17 protein-coding genes are annotated in these 22,389 nt (G+C 36.4%); 11 read left to right on the forward strand and 6 right to left on the reverse strand.

The genetic code is table 11. The features are described 5' to 3' along the window. Positions 1-8: 8 nt before the first annotated feature. The 5 genes from pnuC to P700755_RS05885 all read left to right on the forward strand — a co-directional run bounded on the left by pnuC (position 9) and on the right by P700755_RS05885 (position 6,343). On the forward strand, positions 9-647 hold the full coding sequence (gene pnuC / locus P700755_RS05865) for a nicotinamide riboside transporter PnuC (RefSeq protein WP_015023811.1): 639 nt from the start codon (positions 9-11) through the stop codon (positions 645-647). Then, positions 602-1,156, forward strand: coding sequence for an AAA family ATPase (locus tag P700755_RS05870; RefSeq protein ID WP_015023812.1), 555 nt, complete (start codon positions 602-604; stop codon positions 1,154-1,156). Before pnuC ends, P700755_RS05870 begins: the two co-directional genes overlap by 46 nt. Before the next feature lie 9 nt (positions 1,157-1,165). Beyond that, entirely contained in the window at positions 1,166-2,710 is a 1,545-nt protein-coding gene (locus P700755_RS05875) for a DUF4301 family protein (protein ID WP_015023813.1), read from the forward strand. Then, complete coding sequence (arfB, locus tag P700755_RS05880) at positions 2,703-3,107, forward strand: alternative ribosome rescue aminoacyl-tRNA hydrolase ArfB (RefSeq protein ID WP_015023814.1); 405 nt, start codon at positions 2,703-2,705, stop codon at positions 3,105-3,107. Before P700755_RS05875 ends, arfB begins: the two co-directional genes overlap by 8 nt. Positions 3,108-3,967: 860 nt before the next feature. Continuing rightward, complete coding sequence (locus P700755_RS05885) at positions 3,968-6,343, forward strand: TonB-dependent receptor (protein ID WP_015023815.1); 2,376 nt, start codon at positions 3,968-3,970, stop codon at positions 6,341-6,343. Positions 6,344-6,647: 304 nt separating this feature from the next. Here P700755_RS05885 and P700755_RS05890 read toward each other — a convergent pair whose 3' ends face one another. Next, entirely contained in the window at positions 6,648-7,733 is a 1,086-nt protein-coding gene (locus P700755_RS05890; protein ID WP_015023816.1) for a methyltransferase, read from the reverse strand. A gap of 149 nt (positions 7,734-7,882) precedes the next feature. On the opposite strand from P700755_RS05890, the gene P700755_RS05895 reads away from it, so the two are divergent. After that, the gene (locus P700755_RS05895) at positions 7,883-8,698 is read left to right on the forward strand and encodes an endonuclease/exonuclease/phosphatase family protein (RefSeq protein WP_015023817.1); all 816 of its coding nucleotides are present in this window, start codon (positions 7,883-7,885) and stop codon (positions 8,696-8,698) included. Positions 8,699-8,700: 2 nt separating this feature from the next. Here P700755_RS05895 and P700755_RS05900 read toward each other — a convergent pair whose 3' ends face one another. Continuing rightward, on the reverse strand, positions 8,701-9,249 hold the full coding sequence (locus tag P700755_RS05900) for an HNH endonuclease (RefSeq protein ID WP_015023818.1): 549 nt from the start codon (positions 9,247-9,249) through the stop codon (positions 8,701-8,703). 225 nt (positions 9,250-9,474) lie between these two features. Here P700755_RS05900 and P700755_RS05905 point away from each other — a divergent pair, with 225 nt between their 5' ends. Together P700755_RS05905 and P700755_RS05910 are read left to right on the forward strand one after the other, a co-directional pair. Further along, positions 9,475-12,453: a SusC/RagA family TonB-linked outer membrane protein gene (locus tag P700755_RS05905; protein WP_015023819.1), complete on the forward strand. Its 2,979-nt coding sequence runs from the start codon at positions 9,475-9,477 to the stop codon at positions 12,451-12,453. Positions 12,454-12,470: 17 nt separating this feature from the next. Next, positions 12,471-13,787 carry a RagB/SusD family nutrient uptake outer membrane protein gene (locus P700755_RS05910; protein WP_015023820.1) on the forward strand — a complete coding sequence of 439 codons (1,317 nt, stop codon included), beginning with the start codon at positions 12,471-12,473 and terminating at the stop codon, positions 13,785-13,787. Positions 13,788-13,849: 62 nt separating this feature from the next. On the opposite strand, the gene P700755_RS05915 is transcribed toward P700755_RS05910, so the two are convergent. After that, on the reverse strand, positions 13,850-14,908 hold the full coding sequence (locus tag P700755_RS05915; protein ID WP_015023821.1) for a serine hydrolase domain-containing protein: 1,059 nt from the start codon (positions 14,906-14,908) through the stop codon (positions 13,850-13,852). Positions 14,909-14,967: 59 nt separating this feature from the next. Beyond that, positions 14,968-15,960, reverse strand: coding sequence for a tRNA dihydrouridine synthase DusB (dusB, locus tag P700755_RS05920; RefSeq protein ID WP_015023822.1), 993 nt, complete (start codon positions 15,958-15,960; stop codon positions 14,968-14,970). 150 nt (positions 15,961-16,110) lie between these two features. Between dusB and lepA the strand changes: the two genes are divergently transcribed. Then, complete coding sequence (lepA, locus tag P700755_RS05925; RefSeq protein ID WP_015023823.1) at positions 16,111-17,907, forward strand: translation elongation factor 4; 1,797 nt, start codon at positions 16,111-16,113, stop codon at positions 17,905-17,907. On the opposite strand, the gene P700755_RS05930 is transcribed toward lepA, so the two are convergent. Together P700755_RS05930 and P700755_RS05935 are read right to left on the reverse strand one after the other, a co-directional pair. After that, entirely contained in the window at positions 17,904-18,995 is a 1,092-nt protein-coding gene (locus P700755_RS05930; protein ID WP_015023824.1) for an ABC transporter permease, read from the reverse strand. The genes lepA and P700755_RS05930 overlap by 4 nt on opposite strands. Positions 18,996-19,015: 20 nt before the next feature. Beyond that, positions 19,016-21,181: a carboxy terminal-processing peptidase gene (locus tag P700755_RS05935; RefSeq protein WP_015023825.1), complete on the reverse strand. Its 2,166-nt coding sequence runs from the start codon at positions 21,179-21,181 to the stop codon at positions 19,016-19,018. 148 nt (positions 21,182-21,329) lie between these two features. Here P700755_RS05935 and surE point away from each other — a divergent pair, with 148 nt between their 5' ends. Together surE and P700755_RS05945 are read left to right on the forward strand one after the other, a co-directional pair. Beyond that, entirely contained in the window at positions 21,330-22,115 is a 786-nt protein-coding gene (surE, locus tag P700755_RS05940) for a 5'/3'-nucleotidase SurE (protein ID WP_015023826.1), read from the forward strand. Beyond that, on the forward strand, positions 22,108-22,389 hold the full coding sequence (locus P700755_RS05945) for a hypothetical protein (protein ID WP_015023827.1): 282 nt from the start codon (positions 22,108-22,110) through the stop codon (positions 22,387-22,389). Before surE ends, P700755_RS05945 begins: the two co-directional genes overlap by 8 nt.

Consider the following 22,389-nt stretch of genomic DNA (forward strand, 5'->3'; position numbering starts at 1 on the left):
ATTTGAATGTGGATCTGTTTTTAGATTGGTTATTTTTAGAATATCAAGACACGCCAACACACTTTTTGGTCCTTGAAATTATCGCTATTATTTTTGGGCTTCTAAGTGTTTTGTTTTCAAAAAAAGATAATATTCTCGTATTCCCCACCGGTATTGTAAGTACACTCATCTTTGTGTACATCCTTTATGAGTATAATTTACTCGGTGATATGATGATAAACGCCTACTACTTCCTCATGAGTATTTATGGCTGGCATAGGTGGACTCAAAAGGTAGATGATTCTCATTACATTCCTATTAAAGAGGCAACACGACGAGAAAACCAGCAATCTATTTTTATATTTTTAGCAACTGCAGTTTTCGTCTGTATCGTTTATGAAGTATTCGATAAATGGGACGGTTGGGTAACCTACGTGGATGTGATCACCACAGGAATATTTTTTGTTGGAATGTGGTTAATGGCCAAAAAAAGATTAGAGAATTGGATCTATTGGATCATAGGAGATCTTATCTCAATTCCATTATATTATTACAAAGGTCTTACTTTTACGTCCTTTCAATATATACTTTTTACTATTATTGCCGTTTATGGATTTATAGCATGGAGAAAAAACTTAGACAAGCCGAAGACGAGCTTATTAAAATAGTCCTTTATGGACCAGAATCTACAGGCAAAACGTCGCTTGCTAGAGCTCTAGCTCTTAAGTATAATACGGAGTGGGTTCCAGAATTTGCAAGGGATTATTTACAAGACAAATACAATGCTTCTGCAGAGATTTGTAAACCCGAAGACCTCATCCCTATTGCTGAAGGGCAACTAGAATCTGAAAATTTTAAATCTCAAAATGCAAAGCAATACGTGTTCTGTGATACCAATGTTTTGCAAACTTTAGTCTATGCCAAAGCTTACTACAAAAACTTTCAAGATAAGATTTTAGAGCAATGTGCAGAAGAGTGTCATTATGCTCATTACTTCTTAACTTATATAGACACTCCTTGGGTAGAGGATGATTTACGCGATAAACCTAACCAGAGAAAGTCCATGTTTACTATATTTGAACAAGAGTTGATTCAAAGAAATCTACCTTATACTATTTTAAAAGGAGATTTGAAGCAACGTTTATACCAAGCCGCATCTATTATTAAAACGCTTTAAACATTAATTATGAAGATTCATCCTAGAGACATTTTTCACATCGAAAACCATGAACTCTCTATAGATAAGATAGAAAAAGATATAGACTATTTAAAAAAAGGATTCCCCAGCTTAGAAGTCGTAAAACCTGCAACTCTTAATGATGGGATCATCACTTTTTCCCCTGAAGAAGAAGAGACTTTGATCGATATTTATCAAAATTCTGAGGTAGAGGCTATCAAATTTGTGCCTGCTAGTGGAGCAGCATCAAGGATGTTCAGATCGCTACATCAGTTTATGGAGGAATATCCGGCATCACAGATGGACTTTGAAACTTTTCTTCACCAAGACCATTATAAAGATTTGTTTGGTTTCTTCGGCACTATGGAAAACCTTCCATTTTATGATGATTTAAAATTTGCCTTAAGTGAAAAAGGTGTTGATTTTGATACCCTATCCCAAGGGGATAAAGCTTTGAAGCTAACAAAACAAATGCTGGCTCCTGAAGGTTTTCAGATGGGAGACTTTCCAAAAGGTCTTATTCCATTTCATAAATATGCTGAAGAAAAGCTAACCGCTTTTCAGGAGCATCTCTTTGAAGCGGCTAGGTATGTTGTGAAAGATAAAGAAGCAAAAGTGCACTTTACCATTTCTAAAGATCATTTGGATAAATTTCAAAGAAAACTCAAGGAGGTCAAGCCCAAAATAGAAGACGCAACGGGAGTGAACTTCAACGTAGAGTTTTCTTTCCAACATCCTTCTACAGATACTGTTTGTTTAGACACTAACGGGGATCTTTACAGAGATGATCAGGGTCATATTTTATTTAGACCTGCGGGGCATGGAGCTTTAATCCAGAATTTGAATGCATTGGAAGGAGATCTCGTGTTTATCAAAAATATAGATAATGTTGCTCATCAAGACTCTACAGACGAAAAAAGCAAACCCACACATAAATATAAATCTATTCTTGCCGGGAAACTCATTCAGCTTCAGGACAAAACTTTTAGTTATTTGAGAGCCTTAGAAAAAGAAGCCTGTGATGAAACTATAGTGAAAGAAGCAAAAGCTTTCTTAAGAGATCAGTTGAACATCCATATTGACCTCCAAACGAAAGAAGACGTTTTTTATTACCTCAACAGACCTATACGTGTGTGTGGAATGGTAATAAACGAAGGAGCACCAGGAGGTGGGCCGTTTTGGATAAAAAATGAAGATAACAGTGTTTCTCTCCAAATTGTAGAAAAATCGCAAATAGATTTATCTCAACCTGACCAAAAAGAAAAAATGGAAGCCTCTACCCATTTTAACCCTGTGGATATTGTTTGTAGTTTGAAAAATTATAGAGGTAAACCCTTTAATTTGGAAGATTTCGTCGATACAAATAAAGGCTTTGTTGCAAATAAATTTGTGGGCGGCAAGTCCATAAAAGGACTGGAATTACCAGGTTTATGGAATGGTGGTATGGCTTTTTGGAATACTGTATTTGTAGAAGTTCCTACTCATATATTTAATCCTGTAAAAACAGTTTTAGATTTGCTTAAACCTGGGCACCAACCCGAAAAAAATGTTTAACAAAGAAGCGTTGCTTAGAGAATTAGAATTTCAATTTGCTTTAAGTGGTGGGCCTGGAGGTCAACATGTCAACAAGACAGAAACAAAGGTGATTTTGATTTGGGATCTTCAGAAGTCTGGAGTCTTTTCAGCATCACAAAAAGAACAGTTGCAACAACGCCTTGCTTCTAAAATCAATTCTGAAGGGCTCCTTAAATTCAACGTTTCTAAAACCCGAAGCCAACATCAAAATAAGAAAATAGCAATTTTAAATTTTGAGGATTTAGTAAAGAAAGCTCTTCAGAAGAAAAAAAAACGCATTAAAACAAAGCCTTCGCGATCTGCCAAACTTAAACGCCTTCAGAAAAAGAAAAAACATTCGGAAAAGAAAGTCAATCGCCAAAAGCCAGAGCTATAATTTAAGCTGAATTTTGGCTTGCGTTGATGTTTTCATACAAAACTCTGATTACCATTTTTTCACGAGTAATTATATTTGGATCATTTTATTGAATCTTTTGTAATACCAAATTATATTTATAATGCCTTATGAATAAATTGAATTATTTTTTGATTGATTGATTGATTGAAATCAAAAATAACTAGCATAGCCTTAGCTACGGTAATTATTTTTGATGAAAAGCAGGCGAAAAAAGCCTGTGCCGAATTCGTATCGGTAAAACGATTTATTGCGTCATTATAGGTCTAATTTGGTATAATACCAAATTAGACCTATAATATCGTATACATAAATTGAATTATTTTTTTAAGATCTGTCTAAATTTTTCTACGTATTCGGACTTTTAACTGACTTAACATTAAAAATATTAAAGCAAATACAGTCACAAAAAAATAGGAAACTTACTCTCAAAAATGCGGAAACTATTTAAAATTATTGCAGGTTATTGTTTTATACCCCATTTTTAAGTGACTAAAACACATTATTTTGTATTTAGAAACTAACCAATGACTCTTAAAATCTAGTCTTTACCAGCGCTAATTTGAAATATTAAGTTAGAAATTGAATCCTTAAAATAAGGATTATTTTTTGAAGTCAATTCGAAATCATTTCTATAAGTTTGCACCTTATCTCAAAGGGGTGTTTTGCAATAGCAAGACTGAGATCATACCCAATGAACCTGGGCAAGTAATGTTGCCAAGGGAAAATGACAACTATAATTGTCATACATTGTTTAGTTCTCCTGATGCCAGAGTGGTCATCAGGTTTTTTAATGTTTAATTTTGAATAACTGCCCCTTTTATTCGTGAATCATTTTACGAATGAAAACCAAATTATTTCTACTATGCTCAATCCTTTGGGGTTGGCAATCCTTCTCACAAAACTACGTTGTAGAAGGACAAGTCACTGAAAACGGCAAACCGCTTAAAGATGTAAGTGTGTATGCTAAATATACCAACTACGGCGCTGTTACCGATGAGAATGGTAATTATCAACTAAATTTAGAAAAAGGCAACTACACCATAGTATTTGCACATGGGAATCGCCAAGAGGTTAAGCTACTGTTGATGTCTAACCAAACCTTGGATATGGATATGGCCAAAGCCGAAGAATCTCTTGATGAGGTTTTAGTAAAAGCCTTTAGAGTAGAGGCGGACTCGCCTATCACTCACTCTAATTTTACCAAAAAAGATATTGAGAGCCGAAATCTTGGACAAGACATCCCCGTTTTACTGAATGTGCTTCCTTCTGTGGTTTCTACTACCGATGCAGGTAATGGTATAGGCTATACGTCTATAAGAGTGAGGGGAAGTGACGCGTCTAGGGTAAACGTGACCCTAAACGGAATTCCTTTTAACGATCAGGAAAGTCAAGGTGCCTTTTGGGTCAACTTACCTGATTTTGCTTCCTCTACAGAAAACCTTCAGTTGCAAAGAGGGGTAGGAACCTCTACCAATGGTTCTGGAGCTTTTGGGGCTAGTGTTAATATCCTCACGGAAGCTAAAAATGACGAAGCAAGTGCAGAGATTAGCAATTCTATTGGATCGTTTAATACCAGAAGACACACTGTTGAATTTGGAACGGGACTTTTGGAAGACAAGTTTACATTCTCTGGCCGTTTATCTCAAATTAAATCGGATGGTTATGTAGATAGAGCTTCCTCTGATCTAAAGTCTTATTTCTTGCAGGGGACTTTCCAAGATGGAGGGACCTATATCAAGGCTCTTGCCTTTGGAGGTAATAATATTACTTACCAAGCTTGGTATGGTATAGACAAGGAAACCTTGGAAACCGATAGAACTTTCAATCCTTCAGGAATGTATACTGATGAAGATGGAAATAGGCAGTTTTACGATAATGAAGTTGATAATTATAAGCAAGACCATTATCAATTGCACTGGAATCAAAAAATAAATAAAAATTGGACGAGTAACCTTGGTTTAAACTATACCTATGGTCGTGGTTATTTTGAACAGTACAAAGAAAATGCAGATTTAGCTTTTCATGAGATTGAGCCACTGCAAATAGGTGGGGAAACCATAGAAAATTCAGATTTGATTCGCAGACGTTGGCTGGATAACGATTATTATGTGGTAAACGCCACGATAAATTATACAGATAACCAACTTGATTTTACGTCTGGATTATTTTATAGCCATTATACCAATGATCATTTTGGAGAAGTGATTTGGTCTAGGTTTGCTGGGAATTCAGAAATCCGAGACGACTATTATTTTGGAACTGGAACCAAGCAAGAATTTACAGCCTTTACAAAGGCCACTTGGAGGCTGAATGATCAATTGAGTTTTTTTGGCGATCTACAAGGAAGGTTTGTAAACTATAAGACCAGAGGTTTGACATCGGATAAGGTTAATCTTTTGGTGGATCAAAACTTTAATTTTTTCAACCCTAAAGCGGGAGCTACCTTTCAAGTTAATGAAGATCAACAACTCTATGCCTCTTATGGTAAAGCACAAAGAGAACCCAGGAGAAGTGATTTTGAAAACGGTATCACAAATCCAGAGATCCTCGACGATTTTGAATTGGGCTGGAGACTCGATTTAGGAAAGTCTTCGATTAATACTAATTTATACTATATGTATTACCAAGACCAAATGGTTTTGACTGGTGCTTTGGATGATGTGGGTGCGCCCGTAAGGGAGACTAGTGGGGAAAGTTACCGGTTAGGCTTAGAAATTGATGCTGATATAAAAGTGTCGAGATTATTTTCTCTTAGACCTAATTTGACTCTAAGCCGAAATAAAAACATTGATTTCAGAGCGAATTTAGGTGGTGAAGTTCAAAACCTTGGTGAAACTAATATTTCCTATTCTCCAGAAATTATAGGAGCTAATCAGTTGATATTTCACCCTAATGAAGTTTTTCAAATTAGCTTGATTTCTAAATATGTTGGAGAACAGTATATGGGTAATATCGATAGTGAAGTCTCCCTCCTAGATGGGTTTTTTACTAACGATTTGAACATTGTTTACGAGTGGAAAAATGCTCCCTTATTTAAGTCGGTCGTGTTTACAGGCTTAGTCAATAATATTTTTAATGTTGAATACGAATCCAATGGTTATTTCTTCTTTGGTAATTTTCAAAATGATGCTGGTCAAACAGAGAGTTTTGAAGGTGCAGGTTATTACCCCCAAGCAGGTATTAATTTTTTAGCAGGCGTTACCCTTAAATTTTAATCTATTTAAATTTGCATATTGTCCTAACCAAAAAGACCTCGGTATTCCGAGGTCTTTTTTAAATTACAAACTAGCCATTATGGATTGTTAATGTCCGATAAAAGTTAAAAACAAGTAGTTATATTATATTTATAATGCCGTATGAATAAATTGAATTATACTACGACGTAGCTCAGCACAGATTTTTGATTGATTGAAATCAAAAAATAACTAGCATAGCCTTAGCTACGGTAATTATTTTTGAAAAAAGCAGGCGGAAAAAGCCTGTGCCGAATTCATTTCGGTAAAACGATTTATTGCGTAATTATAAATCTAATTTGGTATAAGTTGGTAAAAGCACCCAAAGCTCTACTTCTTCTGAGGATCGCCAATGCGGATTTCTTTTAGTCTTTTGAGAGGCCGCTCCTACAGATTTTTTATAACACTTTTCCAGTTGAAATCTGTTTCCTTCAGCTAATTCTTTCTCTATAGGATGAACAGTAGTTACATTTGTTATTTCTGCTAAATTTGAGAAAATAAGCACGAGCTTCCCGTCTGGCAACAGTCTTTTTTTGGCAGCAATAAAAAAATCTGGAAATAAGGTTTCATTATAATAAATGGCGCTGTCCATACGTCCCAAAGTATCAGTTCCTGGCAACCAAGGTGGGTTAAATACAATCAATTCACTTTGCTTTTCCCATTTCCCAAAAAGATCCCCAAAATCCAATTCGATCTTTCGAGATAGCTTTGTGGTTCCCATAAACTCCTTTAATCCAATAATAGCATTAGGATTTGTATCTGTTGCATAGACTTTTTGAAAACCGTGTTGAACCATTTGCAAAGAGAGAACTCCACTCCCTACTCCAACATCTATCGCTGTTTTTTTTGGCCCTTTGTAGCGTTTCAACCAATTATCAAAAAGAACCAAATGCTCGAATCGTGTTGGAAAGTAGGTTCCGTAATAAGGATGTATTTTATTCCGCAGTACAGGTATGGAGACCCCGTTTTTATACCATTGCCATGCACTATTCAGGCCCTGTACTTGTGGAAAGGTTAAAAAGAAATGATTGTTATCTGAATAAAATTTTTCTAACCATCCAATACTAGGAGATCGCTTTGCTACTATTTTTTGATCGATAATTTCCAATAAAATGAGATTCGAAAGTCTAAAGTATTCTGCGCGATACTCATGCTGCTCTTTGAAGGATTTGTTAGGTAGTTTACGTTTCAGATAATTGTGCAATTCCTTAAGAAGGGATATGCCATCATTATAAAACTCAGTGATAAGTATGGATTCACCTTGTATCAAGTCCTCGATCGTAGACTCGACATTACTTTCACGATGAAACGATTTCTGTTCTTTACTAATCGCTATTGGTTCTGGCTTATTTATTTCTAGTTCAGCACTCATAGGTTGGTTTACGTTTTTTTAAAATATAGGTAATCATTTCGCTTAATTCCGCAATTTATAGATAATAATTTAAAACTTTTTTAGAACTCAATTCAATTGCATCTAAACACAAAGTCTCTATTTTTGAACGGATTTTAATCTTCCACCCTATGGCTTTAAACAAATCCTTAGTTGTTTTTTTAAGTTTACTATTTGTATCCACAATAAGCCTTGCTCAAGTTAAGATTAGCTCTTGGAACATCCGACATTTAGGAAATTCTAAATCCAAAATTGAAATTGAGTTTATGGCAGAAACCTTGCGCGATTTTGATGCTGTTGCCATTCAAGAAGTAGTCGCTGGAAATGGCGGTGCGCAGGCGGTGGCCAAACTAGCCGATGAGCTCAATAGAAAAGGCTCACGTTGGGATTATGTGGTAAGCAAACCCACTCAAGGTGGAACTTACAGCTCGGAGCGATATGCATTTCTATGGAAAACTAGCCGATTGAAAGTTGACAGAAAAGCGTGGTTAGACCTAGATTGTATCGAGGAGTTTGAGCGGGAACCCTATTTTATAAGATTCAAATTTGAAAATCAAGATTTCACGCTTGTGAATATTCACGCTGTTCCAAAATCTAAACAACCAGAGCAAGAATTAAAATATTTAAAGCTTTACCCAGAGCTTTATCCCGATGAGAACTTTATATTCTTAGGAGATTTTAATTTACCCGAAAGCCATAGTGTATTTAATCCTTTAAAATCTAAAGGCTTTATTTCTGCACTAGTTAATCAAAAAACCAGTTTGAAAATGAAATGTAAAGCTGGAATTTGTCTGGCTTCAGAATATGATAATATATTTATAGACTCTAAAGCTTTTAAGATTCTAAAAACCGGCGTCGATTTGTTTTATGAAACATTCACAGACTTAAAATCTGCTAGAATGATTTCAGATCACATCCCTATTTGGGTTGAATTTGATTTCAACTAAAATTAGTAATCGGTCACCGTCCCCCAATTTTCTCCACTTTTAATTCGGTAGAGTTGCATTTCTGAAATCCCAAACTGTTTAGCAATCATTTTCATACGAGTACGACGGTTAGGGTCATGAATCTTGCGTTTAATGAGTCTTACCTTAGCTTCGGTAAGTTTGGAGTAAGTCCGCTTTTTAGGTCTATTAAGATACTCCGGATTAGTAAATTGATGGTTTTCTTTCTCCTTTTTGGTTGCCCACTTTAAGTTTTCGACTTTATTGTCTTTTTTGTCATAATTGAGATGAATGACATAAATCCCGTCACCTTGTTCCAAAAAATGTTGTGCTACCAATTTGTGAACATAACGACTAGTTGACTTTCCGTTTTCTTTTTGTTTGAGAGGAATGGTTTGGTACCCGTTGATAAAAAACTCATTTACCAAAACTTCACTAAAAGCTTGGCATTTTATAAGCCTTCCGTAGTTGGAAATTTTATACTTTTCGGTGTTGGCAATTTTTTCGTCGAAGACCATGGGCTTCCATTGCTCGTTCCAGTAATTTCGAATCATTTTGTCTTTATTTTGAAATAAATCAATACTTATGATGAGGAATCGATTTTAAAATAGATTTGGAATTATACTGCAATTTAATCTATTCTTTTAAAATACTACTGATAAATTCACTTTTTAAAAATGTAGCTCGTTAAATGTTAAATATCATAACATTGGCAATAAATATTAACTTAAAGTTATATTAATTACATAGATTAGTTAAAATTAAACTAAATAATTGATATGAAAAAAGTTAAACAAAAATCGCTGGGCTTTCTTATATTTTTTGTTTTTTTACCTGGATTGGTATTAGCACAAGAAACACTCACAGGAAAAACAGTAGAGCAGTCCACGGGTAACATCATACCATTTGTTAACGTTGTGGAAAAAGGAACCTCCAATGGGACGACTAGTGACATGAATGGTGAATTTTCTTTATCTGTAGAAAAGTTACCCACAACTTTAAGATTCACTTATCTAGGGTACGAATCTCAAGAAATAAATGTCACCTCTTCTTCACCATTTACAGTTTCGTTTATTGAATCTGCTGCAACTTTGGAGGAAGTAGTCATTACGGGTTTAGCGACTTCCGTAAAAAGATCCAATGCTGCAAATGCGGTTTCCTCTATTTCCTCTCAGGAATTGGTAGGAAGGGCTTCTCAACCTACTTTGGATGCAGCTCTGGCCGGTAAATTTGCAGGAGCTTTGGTCACAAGAAATTCTGGTGCCCCTGGCGGCGGTGTTTCTGTAAAACTTAGAGGAATTACCTCTGTCTTTGGAAATTCTCAGCCTCTTTATATAGTAGATGGTGTTTATATCGACAACAGTAGTATTTCTGGAGCAGGACTTAATTTTGTTTCTCGAGCAGCTGCTGGAGGAAGTTCATCTTCCCAAGATAACCCTTCCAACAGAATAGCAGACTTGGAGGCTAATGATATTGAGCGGGTAGAAGTACTGAAAGGAGCTTCAGCTGGAGCCATTTATGGAGCACGTGCTGCTGCTGGTGTTATTATCATTACAACCAAACGCGGAAAAGCAGGTGATACTAAAGTTTCCGTTCAACAAGAATTAGGATTTAACTCTATTATAAACTTTAGAGGCCAAAGGAATTATACCCGAGATATTGCTGAGAACGGATTTGGGGAGGGTCAAGGAGACCTATTTGCTCAAGCTCAACAAAATGGAAGCCTAGTTGATTATGAAAAGGAAGTTTTTGGAGAAGAAGGCTTTATAAGTAATACTTATGCCAGCGTTTCAGGAGGATCCGACAACACGACTCTTTATGGATCGTTCTCCAACAGAGAAGAAAATGGAATCGTAGAAAATACAGGCTACAATAGAAAGTCTGCAAGGCTGAATGTCGTTCACGATTTTTTTGATGATAAAATGAAATTATTTGTAGGGGCTAATTATATAGATTCTAGCTCTGATAGAGGATTTTTTAATAACGACAATTCTGGGTCCACGATTGGAGTTACTCTTACCTCCCTTCCACCTTGGGCACAACTTTCCCCAAATGCAAACGGAGTCTATCCCGACAACCCTTATGGAGGATCTAATCCCCTTCAAACTATAGCCTTGATCACTAGCCGGGAAAATGTAAATAGATTTGTTTTAGGGAGTACCTTGGATTATGATGTTTACCAAGGTCAAAACTCTAGTCTAAAAGCACAATTTAGATTTGGACTTGATTATTATCAGTTGCAAACAACAGCTTTATTTCCGAAAGAGCTCCAATTTATGGATCCAGCTAACGGAGGCATAAACGGAGTGAGTGCTTTAGGAAATACTAAAACCAGAAACAATAACTATTCTGCCTTTTTAGTCCACACCTATTTTACTGATGACAATATCACCTTCACTTCTCAAGGTGGTATAACCAGAGAAAGTTTTTCTATAAATACAGTTAATAATGTGGCTTCAGACCTCATTGGTTCAGAGTCAAATTTGGACCAAGCTGGGAATATAAATGTAAATCAATTCCGAAGAGATCAAGATGACTCAGGCTTCTTTATTCAAGAAGAAGTAAACTACCAAGACAAGCTTATAGGAACTATTGGTGTGAGAGCAGATAAATCTTCAAACTTTGGAGATGCAAATACTCTATTTTACTATCCAAAAGCATCACTTGCAGTCAATCTTCATAATTTTGATTTTTGGAAAAGCGATTTCCTCACAGATTTCAAACCAAGAATTGCTTATGGTGAAGCAGGAAATTTCGCACCATTTGGGGCTTTGTTTACTACACTTGTAGGGAATTCAATAGGAGGTCTTCCTGGTATTGGAGTCCCAGGGACTTTGGGGGATGCTACGATTAATCCTGAGCGCCAAAAAGAATTGGAATTTGGATTTGACGCTGGTCTTTTAGATAATCGCATCCGATTACAAGCCTCTTATTATATCAAAGAAGTTGATGATTTAATTCTTCAAGCTCAAAATGAACCCTCTTCAGGATTTACGAATCGATTTTCGAACGCTGGTAGCTTAAGAAACGAAGGACTAGAGCTTACCATGGATGCTGATGTATTACGGGAAGGTGATTTCAAATGGAGTACTAATGTCATTTTCTTTAGAAACAGATCTGAAGTCACCAGACTTGATGTAGATCCTTTCGATTTAGGTGGTTTTGGTACAGGCCTAGGAACCTTCAGAATTCAGGAAGGCCAAAGCGCTACACAAATTGTAGGAAATAGTGCTGAAGGGAGTATTATAAAATTAGGTGATGCAGAGCCAGACTTTCAAATGACATTTACTAATAATTTTAGTTATAAAAACTTTGACCTTTCCTTTTTATGGCATTGGAAAGAGGGCGGAGACAATATTAACTTAACGACTTTACTAACAGACCTCGGACAAACCTCTAATGATTATGATGATTTTAGTTTAGACCCAAGTGGACAATTGAGTAATGGTGATTTTAGAATAAATTCCTTAATTAACGGTATTGCAGCTCCTTTTGTAGAAGATGCTTCTTACCTGAGACTAAGAGAAATAGCACTGAGTTACACTGTTCCTGATAAGGTAGTTCAAAGTCTTTTCAAAGGCTATGTTTCCAATATCAAGATGGGATTGACGGGATTAAACCTAGTTAATTTCTTTGATTACAATAGTTATGATCCTGAAGTCTCCAATTTTGGCTCAAACGGTCTATCAACAGGGGTAGAGGTCACACCATACCCAACTTCAAAACAATATTTATTTAGAATAAAAATGGACTTTTAATCAAAAAATATAGACTTATGAAATTAATACATAAAATCTTATTCTTACCAGTGGTATGCCTCATGACTTTGTCGTGTGAGCTGGAAGATGGAGAGAATTTAAATGGACCTACTGCAGAGTCCATACAGGACGGTATTAGCCGTGGTGAATTAGAACAAGCCATTACAGGTGTACTTTCGGATATGCGATTGAGAATTGGCACCCAAGTCGACGGCCAATCTTTGGCTGGACGAGAATATTACAGATTTCAAAGTTCAGATCCTCGATGGTCTTCAGATGTGATGACTGGAAATCTGGATAACAATACGTTTTACACGACAGCTCCTTACAGTGCTAGGTACACTGCAATTAAAGATGCTAATTTGATAATACAAGGCATTGGAAATAGTGAAGGGATTTTTACCGGGGCCGAAATCACAGTTTCTAAAGGCTTCCTGAATACTATTAAAGCCCATGAACTGTTGATGGTTCTTAATCAACAATATCAAAACGGAATTCGAGTTGATGTGTCAGATCCGGATAATTTAGGCCCTTTTTTAGGGTATGATGAAGCTATTGCTTTTATTTCTAATCTATTGGGGGAAGCTGCAACGCAGTTGCAAAACAATGGAGGTGAATTTCCTTTTTCACTGCCTGACGACGGTGAAGGATTTACAATTGCATCAACTCCTGCCGATTTTCTTCAATTCAATAAAGCTATTCATGCTAGAGTTGAGGTCTATCGAGGAAATTACACAGAAGCTGAATCCCTGTTGGAAGACTCCTTCATGAACTTAAGTGGAAACCTTAGTGAAAGTGTTTATTTTACATTTTCACAATCTGGCCTAGATTTTCCCAATCCATTGTTTTTCAGTGTCAATCAAACGGTAGCCAATGCTAGAATTGCACATCCTTCTTTTATTGCAGACACGTTGACGGGCGACAGTAGAATTAGTAAAGTAGTGAGAAGAGAAGAAGTCTTAACCCAATCTGATTTAAGCGGTATTTACAATGTTTTCGTTTATGACAATATTGTAGATAATGTAGATATTATTAGAAATGAAGAACTTGTTCTTCTTTATGCTGAAGCTTTACATATATCAAATCCAAGCGAAGCTATCAATGCTATTAACATTATAAGAAACGCAGCAGAGCTAGATGATTACACAGGTGGCGATTCTCCAGCTGAACTCGTTGATGAAATTTTATTGCAACGGCGTTATTCTCTTTTTGCTGAAGGTGGACATAGATGGATAGATATGAGACGTTTTAACAGACTCGATCAACTTCCAAATGACAGACCAGGAGATAATGTTTTCGTTCAATTCCCAACTCCTATTGCAGAAAACAGATAGGAGTTATAATGATAAGTTATATTTAAAAGCGCTGTGTTTAAGAACACAGCGCTTTATCTTTTTTAAAATGCACTTAAGAGTTTAAAACCCAATTCGTCTATACGTGAGGCTTTAGGATGAAATGCAGACACATTAGTTAAAACAATAACAGCCTTTTGAATTTCAGGAATAACAAAAACGGAAGCCGAATAACCACCGGTTCCTCCATTATGCCAATATAAATTATGGCCTCGCTCATCTTGCAAAATATGCCATCCTAGGCCAATCCTTAAATTTGCATTGACTAAGAAAGTGGATAAGGTCGTTAATGAAAACGCAGTTTCTGTATCCTCAAAATGGGCCTTTACAAATTTTGAGAGGTCGGCAGTAGAAGATAATACTCCACCAGCGCCAGCAAGAACTCCCATATCCCATACAGGTGTAGGGTTTCCATCTTGATCTAAGCCTTGAACCAAATTTGACTCAACAAGATTGCTGTCTAGTGTAGAATTTTTCATCCCTAAGGGCTGAAAAATTTTTTCTGAAAGTAAGTTGTCAAAGGTTTTATCTGTGGCATTTTCTAAAGCATTAGCCAGAATACCAGCACCCAAATTTGAATATTGATAAATAGGCTTTGTGGTATTTGGTACTTCCATTTCTGAGGTTAAGTAAAACTCCAGATCTGCTTCAGTATAAGTAAGGTAAGGATTTTTAGGGTCTGCTAAAGCTAAGTTCAAATTAGAAGGAAGCCTTGGTAAGCCAGACGTATGGTTAGAAAGTCTTTCTAACGTAATTGAAGTATTGGCAAGTGGAAATCTAAAAAACTGCTGAAGCGAATCTGTTAATTTTAATGTCTTATCGAGAACAAGGCTAGCCAAGAGTGTAGAGGTGAAAACCTTGGTAACCGATCCAATCTGAAATAGGGATGCACTATTGTCTAATTGATTTATTGTGTCTGAGAATTTTACTTGCCCGTAATAGTAAGTGTCATCGTGGTCTATTAATGCTACGGAAAATTGAGTTTGAGATGGGAATTCAGTTAAGTAATTTTTTAAAGTTTGGTGAATCTTTTCATCTAGACTTTGAGCATATGAACTAAAGCCAAGCATGATCGCTAAACAGATTAAAAAAAATAATTTCATCTTTCTTAAGTTTAAATGAACAAGATGTGTTTCAAAAGAAATAAAGAGTTTTAGATGGATTAAACAAACTGGTAGTCAGAAAACTTATCTTCAACTTCATCAAAAACAGCAAATACATCTTCAGAATGATCGGAGGTCACCATTTTCATCCTATAGTCTTTGAAGTGAGGGATTCCCTTAAAGTAATTGGTGTAATGTCGTCGCGTTTCAAAAACGCCTAGCTTCTCCCCTTTCCAATCGATGGCCATTTGCAGATGACGTCTGGCAATATCAACGCGCTCTACCAAAGAAGGTGGTTCACAATGCGTCCCCGTTTCAAAATAGTGTTTTACCGCTTTAAAAAACCAAGGAGACCCTATGCTCGACCGACCAATCATTGCTCCATCGAGTCCATATTCATCTCGCATGAGTGCAGCTTTTTCTGGACTATTTACGTCCCCATTGCCAAAGACAGGAATATGCATCCGCGGGTTATTCTTGACTTCTGCAATAGGTTTCCAATCTGCTTCTCCCTTGTACATTTGAGCTCTTGTACGCCCATGAATTGAGATGGCTTTACAACCCACATCTTGAAGTCGTTCTGCAACTTCATAAATTTTAATGGAATCATGATCCCAACCTAATCGGGTCTTAACAGTTATAGGAAGATGGGTATGTTTCACCATTTCCCCAGTGAGTTTCACCATAAGATCTATATCCTTCAAAATGCCTGCTCCTGCTCCTTTAGAAACCACTTTTTTAACTGGACACCCAAAGTTGATATCTATAACATCTGGCTTAGTCTTTTCAACAATTTCAACAGACCTCAACATCGAATCTAGGTTAGCTCCAAAAATCTGAATACCAACCGGGCGTTCTCTTTCGTAGATGTCGAGCTTTTGCATGCTTTTGGCAGCATCACGAATCAATCCTTCAGAAGAAACAAATTCAGTATACACCATGTCTGCACCGTATTCCTTACAAAGCGCTCTAAATGGAGGATCGCTTACATCCTCCATTGGTGCAAGAAGTAATGGAAATTCTCCAAGTTCTATGTTATCTATCTTAGCCAAAATTTTTTAGTGTAAAACTACAGAATTATAAACAATTTCCATAAAGCTTTTAACACTGTAAAATATAAGCCTCTTAAGCCAAACAATTCCATTATATTTGCAGAGATAAATTCAAATGCTTTTTAAGCGTTTGTAGAGGATAAAGGGACTATGAAGAACATTCGAAATTTTTGCATAATAGCTCATATAGACCACGGAAAAAGCACCTTAGCCGATCGTTTATTAGATTTTACAAAATCTGTGACAGAACGTGAACGAAAGGAGCAACTTCTAGACACTATGGATTTGGAGCGTGAACGTGGAATCACCATAAAAAGCCACGCCATCCAAATGGTTTATAATTATAAAGGAGAAGACTTTGTCTTCAATCTTATCGATACACCTGGGCATGTAGATTTTTCTTACGAAGTATCTCGATCTATAGCGGCTTGCGAAGGAGCTTTGCTCATCGTAGATGCCGCGCAAAGCATACAGGCGCAAACGATTTCAAACTTATATCTAGCTCTAGAAAATGATTTAGAGATTATTCCAGTCCTCAATAAAGTAGATTTACTTAGTGCTAGCCCCGATGAGGTCACCGATGACATTGTAGATTTAATCGGTTGTCATCGAGAAGATGTCATTAGAGCAAGTGCAAAAAACGGTACTGGTATAGAAGAAATATTAAATGCTATTGTAGAACGTATTCCACCTCCAAAAGGAGATCCTGATGCTCCGTTAAGAGCTTTGGTTTTCGATTCTGTTTATAATCCTTTCCGTGGGATTGAAACTTACTTTAGAGTTTTTGATGGAAGTATTAAAAAGGGACAACAAATTAAATTTGTGGCGACCGGTAAGAATTATTCTGCAGATGAAGTGGGGACTTTAAAACTGGTTCAATTTCCCAAAAAAGAGATCAAAGCAGGAGATGTTGGCTACCTGATTACAGGTATTAAAAATGCAAAAGAAGTAAAAGTTGGTGATACCATTACCGACGCTGAAAATCCTACTAAAAATACAGTTGCTGGTTTTGAAGAGGTGAAACCCATGGTTTTTGCGGGGATCTATCCTGTTGAAACTGATGAATACGAAGAGTTGAGATCTGCAATGGAAAAGCTTCAACTGAATGATGCTTCGCTGGTTTTTGCACCAGAGAGTTCTGCAGCTTTAGGTTTTGGCTTTAGATGTGGTTTTTTAGGAATGCTTCACTTGGAAATTATTCAAGAACGCCTAGAACGTGAGTTTGATATGGTTGTTATTACAACTGTCCCTAACGTGTCTTATAACGCTTTCACCTTAAAAGATAGGGACACAGCTATTATCGTTAGCAATCCAACCGATTTACCAGAACCTTCTTATTTAGACCGTGTTGAAGAGCCTTTTATTAAGGCCAGTATTATCACAAAATCTGGTTACGTCGGCCCTGTGATGTCGCTATGTATAGAAAAGCGAGGACAAATTACCAACCAGACTTACCTGACTCAAGATCGTGTAGAACTGAGTTTTGATATGCCCCTAGCTGAAATTGTTTTCGATTTTTATGATCGATTAAAGACAGTTTCCAAAGGCTATGCGTCCTTCGATTATTCTCCAATTGGAATGCGAAAATCCAAGTTGGTAAAAGTAGATCTTCTATTAAACGGGAATAGTGTAGACGCCCTTTCTGCTTTACTTCACGCTGACAATGCTTACGATATTGGGAAAAGAATCTGCGAGAAATTAAAAGAACTTATCCCTAGACAACAGTTCGATATTCCTATTCAAGCGGCTATCGGTGCAAAAATTATTGCTAGAGAAACAGTAAAAGCTTTAAGAAAAGACGTGACAGCCAAATGCTATGGTGGTGATATTTCTCGTAAACGAAAGCTTTTAGAGAAACAGAAAAAAGGAAAGAAACGCATGAGACAAGTCGGTAATGTAGAAATTCCTCAAGAAGCGTTTATGGCCGTTCTAAAATTAAATGATTAATTTTTCACATCCAGAGCGTCTCTAAGCGCATTTCCTACAAGCATAAAAGCCATCACCAAACTCATTATTCCTAAGCCAGGAATAATGGCTAGATAGGCTTTCCCTAATATAATATAGCTATAATGATCTTTGATCATAGCACCCCAACTTGGCGTAGGAGGTTGAGCGCCTATTCCTAGGAAGCTTAGCCCGCTTTCTATCAATATAGCGGCAGCGAAATTGGCAGCAGATATAACAATTACCGGAGCCATGATGTTAGGAAGTATATGTTTTGTAATAATTCTTTGATTTTTAAACCCTAAAGCTCTTGCTGCTGTAACGTATTGTGAAGATTTTACACTCATCACTTGACCTCTAACCACTCTAGCCACTTCCACCCACATCGTTAAACCTACCGCGATAAACACCTGCCAAAATCCTTTACCTAAAGCTAGCGTTATGGCAATCACTAAAAGCAAAGTTGGTATGGACCAGGTGACGTTGATAAGCCACATCACTACAGCATCGATTTTCCCTCCATAATATCCCGATATTGAACCCAAGAAAATACCGAGCACAAGCGATATCAACACTGAAATAAATCCTACTGAAAAAGAGATTCTTATCCCAATAAGCATCCGGCTTAGCAAATCTCTGCCATATTTATCGGTCCCTAACCAATAGGTTTTGGTGGTGACAAGGTTAGTTATATCTCCTTCGAAATCTATTTGAGATACGTCAATTTCATTTTCTAAAGCGGACTCTTCCATACCGTATTCGAGATAGTAGAGTTTATCACCTTGTTCTTTATAGGATTGAATAGGAATAATAGTATTCGCTGTTTTATCACCAAAAAATGATTTGGAGAACCAAGATTGCTGATCTTGATTAGGACTGGGCAACTCAATAACTTTGGTGGTAAACCCTGGGGATTTCGAATGAATACTCAACGCCATGTTATTGGCATTTTCTGAATCGTCTGGAGACAAGAGATAGGCAAAAACCCCTATTAATAAACAAGCGACGACGTACCAAAAACTTAAGACCCCCCAAATATTTTTTTTAAATTTTTGGAGGGCTAAGTGAGTTAAAGACGTATTTCTGGTCAAACTTCTAGAATTACACCTAATTAATCTTTTCTTGCTGCAAGTTTGATAGAACTTTCATCAACGTTTAAATCTTGAAGTACATTAATAGCTTCTTGTACATAAACATCTTTCGACAAACTCTCGTGCCATCTCTTTCTCTTTTGGGTTAAAGATGAATCTTGAGCCATAAGAGACTCTTCATAAGGCAAGGAGCTATAGGTGAGATCTGTTTTATAATTATTGATATTATCAAACTTTTCAGACATATTTTTTACCTCTGCCATTTCTTTGTCATAGCTGTCATAGTTTAAACTATATGAGTTTTGATTTCTTTGTGCATTGATCCATTTTGCATTTTCATCTATCAATTGGATTTGAGCATTATTGGACAAGCGATCTCTACTTGAAGCAATTACCTTTTCAAGATTAGAATACCCTCTCCACGCTTTATAATCTGCAGGGGCAATTTTATCCCATGGCATTGGGTTTTCATAATCCCTTTCACCAATATCGATGTAAGAATATCGGTCAGGAACAGCAACATCGCTTTCTACTCCTTTAAGTTGGGTTGATCCTCCATTGATTCTGTAAAATTTTTGAGTCGTAATTTTAAGTGCTCCCATGTCTCCAAATGTGCTATTATTTCTCATCCAGCGGTTGAGATCTACAACATTCTGCACAGTTCCTTTACCATACGTTTGCTTGCTACCAATCACAACAGCTCTATTGTAATCTTGCATAGCAGCGGCTAGAATCTCCGAAGCCGAAGCTGATAATTCATTCACAAGGATAACCAAAGGTTTATCCCAAATCACATCGGCATCGGTATCTTTTAAAACTTCTGTATTATTTTTCGCATCTCTAACTTGAACCACGGGTCCATTTTCAATAAAAAAGCCAGCAATATCCACTACGGTAGATAAAGAACCGCCTCCATTATTTCTGAGATCTATCACTAAACCTTCTGCTCCAATCTCATTAAGACGAATCAATTCTTTTTTGATATCTGAAGCTGCATTTCGTTCGTCATAATCTTGCATATCAAAATAAAATTTAGGCAAATTGATGACACCATAAGACTTTCCGTTTTTTATCACTGATGAAGATTTAGCATAAGTTTCTTCAATCTCTACAATATCTCTTGTAATGTTGATCGTTTGAGAGCTTCCATCTACTTTTTTAACGGTCAATGTTACTTTGGTGCCCTTAGGCCCTTTAATGAGATCCACCGCGTCGTCGAGTCGCATTCCACGGATGTCTACTGGTTCTTCTTCATCCTCTTGTTTCACTTTTTGAATCAAATCGCCAACTTCAAGCTCTCCATTAGTCCATGCTGGACCTCCAGAAATTACCTCAACAATCTTTACGTTGTCTCTTTGTTTTTGTAACCTAGCTCCAATTCCTTCTAGTTTGCCAGACATCGAAATATCGAATCTGTCTTTGTCTTGTGGAGCAAAATAATTTGTATGTGGATCGAATTGACTGACCACTGAATTGATGTATAGGCTAAACCAATCTTTTCTTTCAAGATCAGACATGGCATCAAAATAATTTTCAATAGATTCCTTAGTGATCTCACGAGCATCTTTCTCCAGCTCTACATCAGATTTTTTGTCTACCTCTTCACCATTTTTGATTTTCTCTGCCTGTTCTTCTTTAAGTTCATGGAACGAAGAAAGTGTTGAAAACTTGAATTGCTGTCTCCATCGTTTCTTCAATTCAGATTTACTAGAGGCATAGTCTTGTTTTTCATAATCTGTATTAATCACCTCTTCTTCTTGAAAATTGAAGGGCTTTGTAAGTAATTCTGAGTAAAACTCTTTAGCCTCTTCCATTCTTTGAGTTAGAATTTCGACAGTAAGGTTGAAAAACACTAAATTTTTATTTTCAATCTGATCATCAATCTGAGTTTTAAAGGCTTCAAAATCTTGAAAATCACTAGCTAAAAAATGTCTTTTTATAGGATCTAAACCTTGGATGTAATCTTTAAAAACAGCCTCAGAAAATTCATCATCTATCTCTTTCATATCAAAATGGCCTTGCTCAATAACATAGGTAATGAGTTCAATAAGGACTTTGTCCTTATCTGAATCTTCATCAAAATCTTTAGTTGTAAAACTACAAGACGTGACAGACAGGAGAGTTACTAATAATAAAATAATAAAATTGCGTCTTACTTTGTATCGTTTCATCGTATCAAAATTCATTTAAACTTGAGTTTACTAATGTAATATATTCTAATGTACAGTAAAAATTATACCACATTTTTTAATGCTAGCTAATAATTTGTTAAACGTCATAATTCATTTTATTACGAGCTAAAATGATTATTTTAGCCCCTTGAAAATGAAATCTATGCAAACAGAAAACAAACCTTTAATATTAGTCACGAACGACGATGGCATCACTGCCCCTGGCATAAGACATCTTATACAAATTATGAAAACTATTGGAGAAGTAGTTGTCGTTGCACCAGACAGGCCACAAAGTGGAATGGGACACGCCATAACCCTCAGTGACAATTTATATTGCGACCCAGTTACCATCGATAAATATTCACAAGTCAAAGAATATTCTTGTTCAGGCACACCAGCGGATTGTGTAAAAATAGGAACCCAAGAAATCCTAAAAAGAAAACCAGATTTATGTGTTAGCGGAATTAATCATGGGTCTAATTCCTCCATTAATGTCATTTACTCTGGAACGATGAGTGCTGCTGTAGAAGCAGGAATAGAAGGAATACCTGCCATTGGGTTTTCTCTGCTAGATTACTCTATGGAAGCTAATTTTGACCATACAACCAAGTATATAAAACGCATTACAAATAATGTCATACAAAATGGCCTTCCTAAGGGAGTTGTTCTTAATATCAATTTCCCTAAGGCTGGAGAAGAAAAACTAAAAGGTGTAAAAATCTGCAGACAAGCCAAAGCCTTTTGGAGAGAGCAATTTGATAAGCGACAAAATCCGCAAGGGAGAAATTATTATTGGCTCTCTGGAGAGTTTGTAAACGAAGATAAAGATGGAGGAACAGATGTCGAAGCTTTAGAAGCAGGCTATGTGTCTATTGTCCCCGTCATGTTTGACCTTACAGCGCATCAATTTATTGATGATTTAAAATCTTGGCCCATCAATGATTAAAAAAGAAATTGCCATAGGCTTCTTAATAGGGATCACTGCCAATCTCGCAGGCATGTTCCTGTATATCAGCATCATCATGCAAAGGGAGTTTGAAATGGTTCTCAGCAAAGCTTCAGAAGAAGGTGTACTTGGAAGCATTATTGCTTTGGGTGCTATTTTAAACTTTTTGCCGTTTTTTGTGTTTATTAAAAAAAAGCAAGATTATAGAGCACGTGGGGTAGTCATGGCCACTATTTTGAGTGCAATTATTATTCTAATTACTAAATTTATTTAA

The organism is Psychroflexus torquis ATCC 700755, assembly GCF_000153485.2.
Classification (GTDB): domain Bacteria; phylum Bacteroidota; class Bacteroidia; order Flavobacteriales; family Flavobacteriaceae; genus Psychroflexus; species Psychroflexus torquis.

Coding starts and splice junctions, on each gene's coding strand:
- arfB (WP_015023814.1), top strand. CDS start 2,703: ATGTTTAACAAAGAAGCGTTGCTTAGAGAATTAGAATTTCAATTTGCT.
- P700755_RS05870 (WP_015023812.1), top strand. CDS start 602: ATGGAGAAAAAACTTAGACAAGCCGAAGACGAGCTTATTAAAATAGTC.
- P700755_RS05875 (WP_015023813.1), top strand. CDS start 1,166: ATGAAGATTCATCCTAGAGACATTTTTCACATCGAAAACCATGAACTC.
- P700755_RS05895 (WP_015023817.1), top strand. CDS start 7,883: ATGGCTTTAAACAAATCCTTAGTTGTTTTTTTAAGTTTACTATTTGTA.
- P700755_RS05885 (WP_015023815.1), top strand. CDS start 3,968: ATGAAAACCAAATTATTTCTACTATGCTCAATCCTTTGGGGTTGGCAA.
- surE (WP_015023826.1), top strand. CDS start 21,330: ATGCAAACAGAAAACAAACCTTTAATATTAGTCACGAACGACGATGGC.
- P700755_RS05945 (WP_015023827.1), top strand. CDS start 22,108: ATGATTAAAAAAGAAATTGCCATAGGCTTCTTAATAGGGATCACTGCC.
- P700755_RS05915 (WP_015023821.1), bottom strand. CDS start 14,908: ATGAAATTATTTTTTTTAATCTGTTTAGCGATCATGCTTGGCTTTAGT.
- P700755_RS05905 (WP_015023819.1), top strand. CDS start 9,475: ATGAAAAAAGTTAAACAAAAATCGCTGGGCTTTCTTATATTTTTTGTT.
- P700755_RS05890 (WP_015023816.1), bottom strand. CDS start 7,733: ATGAGTGCTGAACTAGAAATAAATAAGCCAGAACCAATAGCGATTAGT.
- lepA (WP_015023823.1), top strand. CDS start 16,111: ATGAAGAACATTCGAAATTTTTGCATAATAGCTCATATAGACCACGGA.
- P700755_RS05900 (WP_015023818.1), bottom strand. CDS start 9,249: ATGATTCGAAATTACTGGAACGAGCAATGGAAGCCCATGGTCTTCGAC.
- P700755_RS05935 (WP_015023825.1), bottom strand. CDS start 21,181: ATGAATTTTGATACGATGAAACGATACAAAGTAAGACGCAATTTTATT.
- P700755_RS05910 (WP_015023820.1), top strand. CDS start 12,471: ATGAAATTAATACATAAAATCTTATTCTTACCAGTGGTATGCCTCATG.